General features: G+C 68.0%; 13 protein-coding genes. 1 reads left to right on the forward strand and 12 read right to left on the reverse strand.

What is annotated here, in order from left to right; translation table 11 throughout:
* Positions 1-73 precede the first annotated feature (73 nt).
* The 7 genes from ACWCRB_RS33590 to ACWCRB_RS33620 form a co-directional block, all read right to left on the reverse strand.
* Entirely contained in the window at positions 74-367 is a 294-nt protein-coding gene (locus ACWCRB_RS33590) for a hypothetical protein (protein ID WP_369037010.1), read from the reverse strand.
* Positions 364-1,440 carry a helix-turn-helix transcriptional regulator gene (locus tag ACWCRB_RS33595; RefSeq protein ID WP_450999666.1) on the reverse strand — a complete coding sequence of 359 codons (1,077 nt, stop codon included), beginning with the start codon at positions 1,438-1,440 and terminating at the stop codon, positions 364-366. The genes ACWCRB_RS33590 and ACWCRB_RS33595 overlap by 4 nt, the downstream gene beginning before the upstream one ends.
* A 16-nt stretch (positions 1,441-1,456) precedes the next feature.
* Positions 1,457-2,410 (reverse strand): helix-turn-helix transcriptional regulator, encoded by a 954-nt coding sequence (locus tag ACWCRB_RS33600; RefSeq protein ID WP_450999667.1) that lies wholly within the window; start codon positions 2,408-2,410, stop codon positions 1,457-1,459.
* Between the two features lie 212 nt (positions 2,411-2,622).
* Positions 2,623-2,994, reverse strand: a complete 372-nt coding sequence (locus tag ACWCRB_RS33605) for an FKBP-type peptidyl-prolyl cis-trans isomerase (protein ID WP_450999668.1) — start codon at positions 2,992-2,994, stop codon at positions 2,623-2,625.
* A gap of 136 nt (positions 2,995-3,130) precedes the next feature.
* Positions 3,131-4,138, reverse strand: coding sequence for an FKBP-type peptidyl-prolyl cis-trans isomerase (locus tag ACWCRB_RS33610; RefSeq protein WP_450999669.1), 1,008 nt, complete (start codon positions 4,136-4,138; stop codon positions 3,131-3,133).
* 160 nt (positions 4,139-4,298) lie between these two features.
* On the reverse strand, positions 4,299-5,660 hold the full coding sequence (gene pafA, locus ACWCRB_RS33615; protein WP_369037005.1) for a Pup--protein ligase: 1,362 nt from the start codon (positions 5,658-5,660) through the stop codon (positions 4,299-4,301).
* A 9-nt stretch (positions 5,661-5,669) separates the two neighbouring features.
* The gene (locus tag ACWCRB_RS33620; protein ID WP_450999670.1) at positions 5,670-6,929 is read right to left on the reverse strand and encodes an MFS transporter; all 1,260 of its coding nucleotides are present in this window, start codon (positions 6,927-6,929) and stop codon (positions 5,670-5,672) included.
* Between the two features lie 108 nt (positions 6,930-7,037).
* On the opposite strand from ACWCRB_RS33620, the gene ACWCRB_RS33625 reads away from it, so the two are divergent.
* Complete coding sequence (locus tag ACWCRB_RS33625; RefSeq protein WP_450999671.1) at positions 7,038-8,057, forward strand: LacI family DNA-binding transcriptional regulator; 1,020 nt, start codon at positions 7,038-7,040, stop codon at positions 8,055-8,057.
* Between the two features lie 75 nt (positions 8,058-8,132).
* On the opposite strand, the gene prcA is transcribed toward ACWCRB_RS33625, so the two are convergent.
* The 5 genes from prcA to dop all read right to left on the reverse strand — a co-directional run bounded on the left by prcA (position 8,133) and on the right by dop (position 12,214).
* On the reverse strand, positions 8,133-8,873 hold the full coding sequence (gene prcA, locus ACWCRB_RS33630) for a proteasome subunit alpha (RefSeq protein ID WP_405538540.1): 741 nt from the start codon (positions 8,871-8,873) through the stop codon (positions 8,133-8,135).
* Between the two features lie 64 nt (positions 8,874-8,937).
* Positions 8,938-9,783 carry a proteasome subunit beta gene (prcB, locus tag ACWCRB_RS33635; RefSeq protein WP_405538538.1) on the reverse strand — a complete coding sequence of 282 codons (846 nt, stop codon included), beginning with the start codon at positions 9,781-9,783 and terminating at the stop codon, positions 8,938-8,940.
* Positions 9,735-10,325, reverse strand: a complete 591-nt coding sequence (locus ACWCRB_RS33640) for an endonuclease VII domain-containing protein (RefSeq protein ID WP_450999672.1) — start codon at positions 10,323-10,325, stop codon at positions 9,735-9,737. The genes prcB and ACWCRB_RS33640 overlap by 49 nt, the downstream gene beginning before the upstream one ends.
* A gap of 6 nt (positions 10,326-10,331) precedes the next feature.
* Positions 10,332-10,547, reverse strand: coding sequence for a ubiquitin-like protein Pup (locus tag ACWCRB_RS33645; protein ID WP_006379817.1), 216 nt, complete (start codon positions 10,545-10,547; stop codon positions 10,332-10,334).
* Between the two features lie 155 nt (positions 10,548-10,702).
* Positions 10,703-12,214: a depupylase/deamidase Dop gene (dop, locus tag ACWCRB_RS33650; protein ID WP_450999673.1), complete on the reverse strand. Its 1,512-nt coding sequence runs from the start codon at positions 12,212-12,214 to the stop codon at positions 10,703-10,705.
* Positions 12,215-12,309: the final 95 nt, after the last annotated feature.

A 12,309-nucleotide genomic window follows, 5' to 3' on the forward strand; every position in this document is an offset into this window, starting at 1 on the left:
TCTGGGGGCGCAGCCCCCAGGGATGGGACGGGTAGGGGCGGCGGGGGCGAGAAAAACCCGCCCTTCGCCCCCCTCAGGCCGGCCCAGCCAACCGCAACGTCTTGACCCCACCCCCGGTGAGCAGCTCGACCACACGCTCACCCGCAGGCTTACGGACAGTGACATCACACTCGGGACAGGTGAACGAGTAGAACGTGGTCCGACTACTGGCCCCGATGGCCAGCCGGAGCGCACTCGCGGTCAGCTCGAAGTTCCCACGACAGTCCGGGCAGGCGGCCCGAAACACCACAGGCGCCACTCGTCTCATCCCCGCGAAGGCAGCCGCAACCGTCATGTCCCGCACACCTGACATCGGAGACTCGCTCAACGCTCCTGCTCCCGTCCGTCGTACAGCCCGTCCTGAACCCCGTGCGCCCCGGACACCGACGCCCGCGTCCCAGGCGTCCCAGGCACGGCCGACGCCGCGTCGTACGCCGCCAGCGCCTCCTGGGCCGCCAGCCGGGCACTGTCCGCGAGCCCCTGCGGCGACACGATGCGCCCGTCACGCCCGAGCCGCAGCGCCAGCCGCCGCAGCGACGCCGGATCGGGGGTCCGCAAAGTGATACGCAGCCCGCCGTCGGGAAGCTCATCGGCACTGTCGTGCGGGTAGTACTCCGCGACCCAGCGCCCACCGGGCCCGACCTCGACGACCACCTCGGGGTCCTCGGCGGCGGGCTGCACCAGCCCCTCCGACAGGTCACGCAGTTCTATCTCGGGCGGTACGGACGGCTCGTCCAGGATCTCGATCTCGGCGACCCGGTCGAGCCGGAACGTACGGCGCGCCTCGGAGCGCCGGCACCAGGCCTCGACGTACGTGTGCCCGACGCTGACCAGGCGGATCGGGTCGATCTCCCGCTCGGTGACCTCGTCGCGCGCGGGCGAGTAGTAGCGGATCCGCAGCCGGCGGCGCTCGGAGATCGCCCGGTCGACGTCGGCGAAGACCCCGCCCTCCGACTCGAAGGTCACCGACAGCCGGGTGCTGGCCCCGGCGGCCTCACCGGCGGCCGTCTCCACCTTGGCGGTGGCCCGCAGCAGCGCCTGCCGGTCGCCCTCGCGCAGCCCGGGCAGCGTGGACACCGCGCGGGCGGCGACCAGCAGCGCGGTCGCCTCGTCGGCGGCCAGCCGGAGCGGTTCGGCGGCCTCCTCCCCGAGGGCGGCGGGGTTGTGCCACCAGATCCGCTCGCCGTCGGTGTCGATGTCGAGCAGGTCACCGCCCCGGAAGCTGGTGCCGCACATGGGCAGCACGTCCAGGTCGGAGACCAGCTCGTCCTCGGTGATCCCGAACGCGCGGGCGACATCGCCGACGCGCGCGCCGGGCCGCTCGCGCAGATAGGTCACCAGGGACAGCATCCGCCGCGTCTGGTCGATGGCGTTCACGGGCCTGGCCGGTTTGCCTGCCACTTGCTTGTGCTCCCCCTCAGCCCTTGGCCACGGCGCGCAGCCGGTCGACCACATCGGCCCGCAGCTCGGCCGGTTCCAGGACCACCACGTCCGGCCCGAACTCCACCAGCCAGGCGTCCAGCCCGTGCCCGTACGGAATCTCCAACTCGTCCCAGCCGTCGCCGAGTTCCCGGACCTGGGACGCCTTCGCCCGAAGGGGGTAACCGGCGCCAGTCCGCAGCCGGATCAGCGCGGACCGGTCGGCCCGCTCCCCCGCCCAGCCGGCGACGGTCTCGCGGACCGTGACGACATCGGGCACCTCGGCGGTGAACTTCGCGCCCCGGCTGCGGACCTTGCCGGTGATCCGCGACAGCCTGAACACGCGTTCGGCGCTCCGGTCGCGGTCCCAGCCCGCCAGATACCAGTGCCCGCGCCAGCACTCCAGCGCCCACGGCTCCACATGACGGGGCTCCGGCCGGGCGGCGGTCGCCTTGCGGTAGTCGAAGAGGACCGGGCGGCGGTCCCGGCAGGCCAGCATCAGCGGTTCGAACGCGGCCTCGTGCACCGGGATGCGCGGCTCCAGGGCGCCATGGGCCTCGTACGGATCGACGTCCTCGGGCAGTCCGGCCGCGCGCAGCTTCTGCAGCGCGCCACTGGCCGCACCGGCGAGCCTCGCCTGCTGCCAGACCTTCGCAGCCAGGCCCAGGGCCGCGGCCTCCTCGGCGTCGAGGGTGATGGGCGGCAGCCGGTTGCTGTCACGGCCGGCGCGGTAGCCGACCTCGCCGTCGAGGTTCTCCACCGTCTCGATGACCAGGCCGAGTTCGCGCAGATCGTCCTTGTCCCGCTCGAACATCCGGTTGAAGGAGTCGTCGCTGCCCGCCTCGAGGTAGGCCTCGATGGAGTCACGCAGCTCGCGTTTGCTCAGCGGCCTGCGCGTCCCGAGCAGACACAGCGCCAGATTCATCAGCCGCTCTGCCTTGGCAATCGCCATCGACGCCCTTCGCCTTCCCAATGGTGCTTACGACGGATGACCGTACCGCTCCGAAGTGGCGCGGCAAAAGCCGAGGGCCCATGCCCGGACAGGCATGGACCCCAGATGATCGAGTCCGGCCAAACCTCGTACCTGTGTCGTACGACGATCCGACCTGATCCCGATCCCATTCGACTGTCGTACGACGATCGGACCGACGGACCGGAGGACGGTCAGACCGCGATCAGGTCCACCACGAAGATCAGCGTCTCGCCCGGCTTGATCGCCGGCGTCGGGCTCTGGTTGCCGTAGGCGAGGTGGGCCGGGATGGTCAGCTCGCGCCGGCCACCGACCTTCATGCCCTGGACACCCTGGTCCCAGCCCTTGATGACCCGGCCGCCGCCCAGCGGGAACTTGAACGGGTTGCCCCGGTTCCAGCTGGCGTCGAACTCCTCGCCCGTGCTGAAGGAAACACCCACGTAGTGGACCGTGACGTTCTGACCCGCCACCGCCTCGGCGCCGTCGCCCTCCCAGATGTCCTTGATCTGGAGGTCCGCCGGCGGCTCGCCCTCGGGGAAGTCGATCTCGGGCTTCTCGATGCTCACGTCTCTGGCTCCTGCTGGTGAATGAACAAAGGCAACACGGACAGTCTTTCATCCCCGGCGCGACAACGCCCGCGCCAGGCCGACCTCCACGAAGGGATCACATCGAGCAGTCACCACAAGAGGTCACCACAAGGGCTCACATCTTCGCGAGGATGTCCACGGAGAACACCAGCACCGAGTCCTTCTCGATACCGCTGCCCTGCGGCGGGTTGTCGCCGTAGCCCAGGGCCGGCGGGATGGAGATCATCACGCGGCTGCCGACCTTCTTGCCTGTCAGCCCCTGCGCCCAGCCCTTGACGACCTGCGACAGCCCGAACGAGACCAGCTGCCCGTTCTTGTACGACGAGTCGAACTCCTTGCCCGTGTCCCACAGCACGCCCTTGTACTGCACGAGGACCGACTCGGTCTCCTTGACCACCTCGCCGTCGCCCTCGATGACGTAGTTCGCCACCAGCTCCGTGGGCGCGGTCGCCTTCGGGACCTCGATCGAGGGAGCCGCACCGTCGGTGTTCGTACCGACCTTCGGCAGAGCCGCGTCGTCCTGGGTAACGACCTTGCCCTTCGCCGAACTCTTCGCGTTGAACGTGTCCTTGACGTCCACCACGAACACCAGCGTGTCGGTGCCCTTGATACCCGCCTGCGTGTTCCCGGACGTGCCGTAACCCCAGGTCGGCGGGACGGCCATCTCGACCCGGCTGCCGGCCTTCTTGCCCGTCAGCCCGTACCGCCAGCCGTCGATGATGCTGCCCTGCGCCAGCTGGATCACCAGCGCGGTCCCCCGGTCGTACGAGTTGTCGAAGACCTTCGCCGAATCCCAGATCTGGCCCAGGTAGTTCGCCACGATGTAGTCGTTCTCCACGACCGTCTTGCCGTTGCCCGCGATCAGCGTCTTCACCGCGAGGTCCTTCGACGGCTCACCGCTGCCCTTGGCCACGGTCGGCTTCTCGTCGAACTTCGCCCCCGCGGTGACCGCCGGCAGCGGACCGTCGACGATCTTCGGCGCCGGCGCGGTGGACGAACCCGAATCCGAGGCCGAGGGGGACGGGCTGTCACTGGCCTTGCTCGTGTCGGACTCGTCGTCACCGCATCCGGCGAGCGTGACAAGTCCGGCAGGTACGGCAAGGAGAACTGAGCGTCGGCGCACGGTGAAAGCCTCGTATCGGTGTCGATCTTGTGTTGCTGGCGTGCGCGCAACTCTACGGCGTGCGAGGGGCGCCGTACGGGAAACGTACGGCGCCCGCGTTGCGTTCCGGAAACACACCCGGCCGCAAATCTCACATATCGGAGACCGGTCTACCGGTGACTCACATACCGGCGATCAGCTTCTCCACCCGGTCGTCGACACTGCGGAACGGGTCCTTGCACAACACCGTGCGCTGCGCCTGGTCGTTGAGCTTCAGATGCACCCAGTCGACCGTGAAATCACGACGCTGCTCCTGCGCCCGCCGGATGAAGTCACCGCGCAACCGCGCGCGAGTGGTCTGCGGCGGAACCGACTTGCCCTCGAAGATCTTCAAGTCGTTGCAGATCCGCGCGGCTTGGTTCTTCCTCTCCAGCAGGTAGTAAAGACCCCGCCTGCGGTGAATGTCGTGATAGGCGAGGTCTATCTGAGCGACGCGCGGATGCGACATCGTCATATTGTGCTTGGCCCGGTACCGCTCGATGAGCTGGTACTTCATCACCCAGTCGATCTCGGTGCCGATCCGGTCCAGATCCTCGGCCTCGATGGAGTCGAGCACCCGGCCCCACAGCTCCAGCACCTGCTCGACCGTGCCCGTGCGGATACCCCGTCGCTCGACGAAGTCCACGGCCTTCTCGTAGTACTCGCGCTGCACATCCAGCGCCGAGGCCTCCCGGCCGCTGGCCAGCCGCACCTTGCGACGGCCCGTGATGTCATGGCTGACCTCGCGGATCGCCCGGATCGGGTTCTCCAGAGTCAGGTCCCGCATCACCGTGCCCGCCTCGATCATGCGCAGCACGAGGTCGGTGGCACCGACCTTGAGGAGCATCGTCGTCTCGGACATGTTCGAGTCACCGACGATGACATGCAGCCGACGGTAACGCTCGGCGTCCGCGTGCGGTTCGTCACGCGTGTTGATGATCGGCCGGGACCGGGTCGTCGCCGAGGAGACACCCTCCCAGATGTGCTCGGCCCGCTGACTCACGCAGTAGACAGCACCACGCGGAGTCTGCAGCACCTTGCCCGCACCGCACAGAAGCTGGCGGGTGACGAGGAACGGAATGAGGATGTCCGCGAGCCGGGAGAACTCCCCGTGCCGGGCCACCAGATAGTTCTCGTGGCAACCGTAAGAGTTGCCCGCCGAGTCCGTGTTGTTCTTGAAGAGGTAGACGTCGCCCGCGATTCCTTCCTCGTGCAGGCGTCGTTCGGCGTCCACCAGGAGTCCTTCGAGAATGCGCTCGCCGGCCTTGTCGTGGGTGACGAGTTCCGTCACGTTGTCACATTCCGGCGTTGCGTATTCCGGATGTGATCCCACGTCAAGATAGAGGCGGGCGCCGTTTCGCAGAAAGACATTGCTGCTGCGGCCCCATGACACGACACGGCGGAAGAGGTACCGAGCCACCTCGTCGGGAGACAGACGCCGCTGTCCCCTGAACGTACACGTGACGCCGTACTCGTTCTCCAGCCCGAAAATGCGGCGGTCCATGACTGAACATTACGCCCGATCCCCCGACCTGAAACGGGATCCGGCAGCACGGTTTGGATCATTTTCCGATGAGACCGCAACCACAGCACCCCCGGCGGGCACCGCCAGCACCCGCCCGGTGACCAGCAGAACCAGCAACGACACCGCCCCGGCGGCCCCCGGCACGACGAACCCCCACAGCGTTCCGCCCCACTCCACGACCGGCCCCGCGAGGCCCGTCCCCAGCGACGCACCCACCGTGAACGTCGTCACAAGCCAGGAGAAAGCCTCGGTGACCGTCCCCCGCGGAGCATGCCGATCTATCAGCACGAACACACACGCGAGCGCCGGCGCCAGGAACACCCCGGCAAGCACCATCAGCAACGTCATCGCCACCGCACCCGGCATCAGCGTCAACGGCAGATAACACACCGCCAACAGCCCCACCAACACCGTCAGCCGCCGCTCCGCCGGACCGCTCCACTGCCGCGCCCCGTACACCGACCCACCGAGCAGCGCACCCAGCCCGACGGCCGCCATCAGCCAGCCGTACACCGTGTCACCACCGTTGTCGTCCGCGTACGACACCGACGCGACCGTGATCGACCCCAGCGCGATCCCCACGAACAGGAACGCCCCCAGCATCACCAGCAGCCCCGGCGACCGCAGCGCGCCCAGCCAGTGCGCCTCACGCGGCGCCGAACGCCACGCGCGCGAGGGCGGCGACAGCACCACGGACAGCGCCCCCAGGACCCCGATCACGTTCAGCACGAGCAGCGCGGCCTGCGCCGACCACAACGACGCACACAGCGTCACCAGCAACGGCCCCACCGTGAACATGACTTCCTGCGCCACCGCGTCCATCGCGTACGCCGTGTGCACGTGGTCCTCCTTACGGAGGACAGCGGGCCACAGCGCCCGCAGGCCGCCCTCCAATGGAGGCGTGAAAAGCCCGGCGACCACCACCGCGGCATACGCGAACGGCAGCGGATCCGTGCCCGCGAACGCGAACACCCCCATCCCGAACGCCGACACGAGCGCACCCGACAACTGGATCCGCGGCTGCCCGTACAGGTCCACCAGCCGCCCCAGCAGCGGCTGCCCCACCGCGTTCGCCACCCCGTACGCCGCCGCGAGCCCGCCCGCGAGACTGTAGGTACCGCCCTCGGCGCGCACGAACAGCACGATCGCGATCGCCGCCGTGGCGTTCGGCAACCGGCCCACCAGGGTGCCCACGAGCAGCCGCACCGCGTGCCGCGCCCTGAGGATCTCCAGGTATCCCGATGCCATGACCAGCCCTTCCCGTCAACCGCGACGCCGGAGGTTGTACGTATAACGTCGCCTGCCATACGTACCATGTGCGCTGTCCGCACGTCCACACGAAGGAGCAGGCCCACGGTGGCACGAGGTAGCACCCGACCCACCAGCCGTGACGTCGCCCAGGCAGCGGGCGTCTCCCAGGCCGCCGTCTCCCTCGTCCTCGGCGACAAATGGCGCGGCCGCGTCTCCGAGGCCACCGCCGAACGCGTCCGCGAAGCCGCCCGCGAACTCGGCTACCGCCCCAACCTCGCCGCCCGCAACCTCCGCCTCGGCCACACCCGCACCATCCTCCTCGTCGTCCCCGCCCTCACCACCGAGTTCTACGCCGGCGTCTACACCGGAGCCGCCCGCATCGCCGCCGAACACGGCTTCGGCGTCGTCCTCTACCCCTCCCCCGAAGGCATCGGCCCCGCCCGCGACCCCTTCCACTCCGCCCAGGCCGCCCTCGACGGCGTCCTCGCCTCCTCCATGGCCGCCGACGCCCTCACCGACATCCGCGGCGACCAACTCCCCCTCGTCATGCTCGACAGCGACCCACAAGGAAGCCTCGGCGCCGCCACCGTCAACCTCGACATCGCCGACGGCGCACGCCAGGTCGCCGACCACCTCCTCGGCCTCGGCCACCGCCACTTCCTCCACCTCGCCGCCGACATCCCCTCCTGGACCTTCGCCGTACGCGCCCACGAACTCGCCACACGCCTCGCCACCGTCCCCGACACCCGCGTACGGACCATCCACGCCCCCATCTCCATCGAGGGCGCCCAGCAGGCCACCACAGCCGCCCTGACGGCCCCCGGCCCCCACCCCACCGCCCTCGTCTGCGACGACGACAAACTCGCCGCCGGCGCCTACAAGGCCATCCGCCGCCTCGGCCTGCGCATCCCCGACGACCTCTCCGTCACCGGCCTCGACGACCTCGCCCTCGCCACCGCCATCGACCCCGAACTCACCACCGTCCGCCTCGACGCCGAACTCTTCGGCGAACGCGGCATGCAAGCCCTCCTCGCCGTCCTCGACGGCCGCACCCCCACCCAGGGCGACATCCCCGTACAACTCGTCGTACGAGACTCCACGGCACCACCGCCGAACCGCCCCTGAACAACCCACCAACGCCCGCACCCCGGCCGCCAAAGGCAACCGGGGTGCGAATCAAGAAACAAACCAGGCGGGCGGCTACTCCTCCTCGGCGGCGCTCTCCGCCTCCGTGGACGCCCCGTCGGCCTCCAGCAACCGACCCAGCTGACGACCGAGAATCCGCTTGAACTTCCGCTTCTGCGGACGCGTACGGTCCAGCACCGCGACCTCCAGCCGCTCCGCCGGAATCTCCCGCTCCGTACCGTTCGTATCCCGCGACAGCGCCTGAACCGCCAGCTTCAACGCCTCGGCCAACGACATGCCGTCCTGATGACGCTGATCCAGATACGTGCTGATCTGCTCGGCGTTACCACCGACCGCCACCGAACCGTGCTCATCGACGATCGACCCGTCATGAGGCAGCCGGTAGATCTGATCACCGTCAGAAGTCTCACCGACCTCCGCAACGACCAACTCCACCTCGTACGGCTTCTCCGCCGCCGAAGAGAAGATCGTGCCCAACGTCTGCGCGTACACGTTGGCCAGACCACGAGCCGTCACATCGGCACGGTCGTACGTGTACCCCCGCATATCGGCATACCGCACACCACCGATCCGCAGATTCTCGTACTCGTTGTACTTACCGGCAGCCGCGAAGCCGATCCGGTCATAGATCTCGCTGAACTTGTGCAGCGCACGGGACGGGTTCTCGCCGACGAACACGATGCCATCGGCATACTGCAGCACAACCAGGCTGCGACCACGCGCGATGCCCTTCCGGGCGTACTCGGCCCGGTCCGCCATCGCCTGCTGGGGTGAGACATAGAACGGAGTCGACACCGGTTATCCGTCCCTTTCTGTCGAATCTGTCGAAGTCACTGGACCACCTGGACAAGAAGAGGCACTACAGCAGCGCGGCACGCGGGCCGTCGGGCTGCTCCAGACGCCGCTCCAGAATCGAACGGGCGATCTCGGCGGACTCCTCGTCCCCGAGCCTGCGGAAACCGTCCTCGGTGATCACCGTGACAATCGGGTAGATCCGGCGCGCGACATCAGGACCACCGGTCGCCGAGTCGTCGTCCGCCGCGTCGTACAACGCCTGAATCACCAGCGTCGTCGCATCCGCCTCACTCAGATCACGGTGGTACAGCTTCTTCATCGCACCACGCGCGAACAGCGACCCCGACCCCGTCGCCGCATAACCGTGCTCCTCGGAACGCCCACCCGTCACGTCGTACGAGAAGATGCGCCCCTTCCCCCGGTCCACATCGAACCCGGCGAACAGCGGCACCACGGCAAGACCCTGCATGGCCATACCGAGGTTCGAACGAATCATGGTGGACAGCCGGTTCGCCTTGCCCTCCAGCGAGAGCTGCGCACCCTCCACCTTCTCGAAGTGCTCCAACTCCAGCTGGAACAGCTTGACCATCTCGACGGCGAGACCGGCGGTGCCGGCGATCCCGACGGCCGAGTACTCATCGGCCGGGAACACCTTCTCGATGTCCCGCTGCGCGATGACGTTCCCCATGGTCGCCCGCCGGTCACCGGCGAGCACGACACCACCCGGGAAGGTGACGGACACGATGGTCGTGCCGTGCGGGGCCTCGATGGCGCCTTGGACGGGCGGCAACTGCCGCTTGCCCGGGAGCATCTCCGGCTGATGGTCGGACAGGAAGTCCATGAAGGACGACGACCCAGGCGTCAGGAAGGCAGCCGGTAGACGCCCGGTGCTACGAGTGTTGGCTTCCACGGGGATCCTTCCAAGTAGGCGGCAGCCCGACGAACAGCGTCGGGATCATCTCCCAACTTGCCGATGGCCGAATTGCAGTTGAAGCACAGTACGCCACGGACCCTACCCGTCTCGTGGCAGTGATCCACATGAATGGCAGGAGCTTTCAGGCAGATCACGCAGAGCCCCATTTGCGAGGCCACGATCTCGTCACGCTGGGCTTCGGTCATGCCGTAGTGACGCTTCAGATGGTCCGCGCGCCCTTTTACAGCTCGGCAATGCTTGCAACGCGTAGACAGGCCGTCCGAAGCGGCCGCATTACGGTGCCACTCGCTCCAGTGCCTGACCTCGTCACACCCAAGGCAGTGCTTGTGCCCCTCAGGCACATCCACCCGCCGGACCCTTTTCCCTCGAGCCTCCCGGCCACGCCGGTAGGCCTCCGCCCCGCATTCGCGGCAACGGCCCTGAAGCCCGTCGAGCCTCGACCTGCTAGCCGCGAATGCGGTCGTGGGGAGCGTCCGCTCGCATGCCGAGCATTTCCTCCCGGCATCCAAATCGGACATTTACTACTACTCTCCACCCTTCTGGACAAATGAGCGCACGAAGTCCTCGGCGTTCTCTTCGAGCACATCATCGATTTCGTCCAGGACGGAGTCCACGTCGTCGCTCAGCTTTTCCTGGCGTTCCTTGAGGTCTTCGGATACCTGTGCCTCAGGTGCCTCCTCGACCTCCTCGGTGCTGCGCGTCGCCTTCTGCTGTCCGCCGCCGGTGTCCTTGGTCGCCATAACCCTCACCCCGCTCGGTTCGACGTTCTTGATCAGACCCTACAAGCAGGGTCCGACATTGGCCCCGCTGTTGCTACAACGTCCGGGAACCACCTCGATGATTCCCGGACGCCACACTTTCCACCCTGCCCGGTCGCCCCGGACCACACACCCGTTCAGTTGCCCGACAAGACCCTGACCAGGTCTTCTGCCGTGCGGCAGCGGTCCAGGAGCTCTTTCACGTGATTACGCGTTCCGCGAAGCGGCTCAAGGGTTGGGACGCGCTGGAGCGAGTCCCGGCCCGGCAGATCGAAGATCACCGAGTCCCAGGAGGCCGCCGCGACGTCGTCCGCGTACTGCTCCAGGCAGCGTCCACGGAAGTACGCCCGCGTGTCCTCCGGAGGCTTCGTACGCGCCCGCTCGACCTCGTCCTCGTCCAGCAGCCGCTTGATGCGGCCACGGGCCACCAGGCGGTTGTAGAGGCCCTTCTCGGCCCGTACGTCCGCGTACTGGAGGTCGACCAGGTGCAGCCGAGCGGCGTCCCAGTCGAGGTCGTCGCGTCGGCGATAGCCCTCCATGAGTTCTCGTTTCGCGACCCAGTCGAGCTCACCTGCGAGGCTCATGGGGTCGTTCTCCAGGCGGTTCAGGGTGTCTTCCCAACGGGCCAGGACGTCGACCGTCTGGTCGTCGGCGTCGGACCCGTACCGCTCCTCCACGTACTTGCGCGACAGCTCGAAGTACTCCATCTGAAGCTGCACCGCGGTCAGTGTGCGACCGCTACGGAGCGTGACCAGGCGCTTGAGCGTCGGGTCGTGGGACACCTGGTGGAGGGTGCGGACCGGCTGGTCCACGGCCAGGTCCACCGCGATGAAGCCGTCCTCGATCATCGACAGGACCAGAGCCGTGGTGCCCAGCTTCAGGTACGTCGAGATCTCCGACAGGTTCGCGTCGCCGATGATCACGTGGAGGCGGCGGTACTTCTCCGCGTCCGCGTGGGGTTCGTCCCTGGTGTTGATGATGGGGCGCTTGAGGGTGGTCTCCAGGCCCACCTCGACCTCGAAGTAGTCCGCGCGCTGGCTGAGCTGGAAGCCGTGTTCGTGGCCGTCCTGGCCGATGCCGACGCGGCCGGCGCCGGTGACGACCTGGCGGGAGACGAAGAACGGCGTGAGGTGGCGCACGATGTCCGAGAAGGGGGTCTCCCGCTTCATCAGGTAGTTCTCGTGCGTGCCGTAGGAGGCGCCCTTGTTGTCGGTGTTGTTCTTGTAGAGGTGGATCGGCTGGGCGCCGGGGAGCTGTGCGGCGCGTTCGGCGGCTTCGGCCATGATGCGTTCGCCGGCCTTGTCCCAGAGGACGGCGTCGCGGGGGTTGGTGACTTCGGGCGCGCTGTATTCGGGGTGTGCGTGGTCGACGTACAGTCGCGCGCCGTTGGTGAGGATGACATTGGCGAGGCCGATGTCCTCGTCGGTGAGCTGGCTGGAGTCGGCGGCCTCGCGGGCGAGGTCGAAGCCTCGCGCGTCCCGCAGCGGGTTCTCCTCCTCGAAGTCCCAGCGGGCCCGGCGGGCCCGGTGCATCGCCGCCGCGTAGGCGTTGACGATCTGGGACGAGGTGAGCATGGCATTGGCGTTGGGGTGGCCGGGGACGGAGATCCCGTACTCCGTCTCGATGCCCATTACTCGCCGTACGGTCATGCGGCCCTCCTTGCCCGGCGGTGTCCTCGGTCGGGGACGCCGCTCAAGTACCGCTGGCGCTCCGGTGCGTGTGCGGTGCCCGTCCCCGCACTGCG

The sequence above is a fragment of the Streptomyces sp. NPDC002156 genome, assembly GCF_053593675.1.

Coding starts and splice junctions, on each gene's coding strand:
- ACWCRB_RS33600 (WP_450999667.1), bottom strand. CDS start 2,410: ATGGCGATTGCCAAGGCAGAGCGGCTGATGAATCTGGCGCTGTGTCTG.
- pafA (WP_369037005.1), bottom strand. CDS start 5,660: ATGGACCGCCGCATTTTCGGGCTGGAGAACGAGTACGGCGTCACGTGT.
- ACWCRB_RS33620 (WP_450999670.1), bottom strand. CDS start 6,929: ATGGCATCGGGATACCTGGAGATCCTCAGGGCGCGGCACGCGGTGCGG.
- ACWCRB_RS33640 (WP_450999672.1), bottom strand. CDS start 10,325: ATGTCCGATTTGGATGCCGGGAGGAAATGCTCGGCATGCGAGCGGACG.
- ACWCRB_RS33645 (WP_006379817.1), bottom strand. CDS start 10,547: ATGGCGACCAAGGACACCGGCGGCGGACAGCAGAAGGCGACGCGCAGC.
- dop (WP_450999673.1), bottom strand. CDS start 12,214: ATGACCGTACGGCGAGTAATGGGCATCGAGACGGAGTACGGGATCTCC.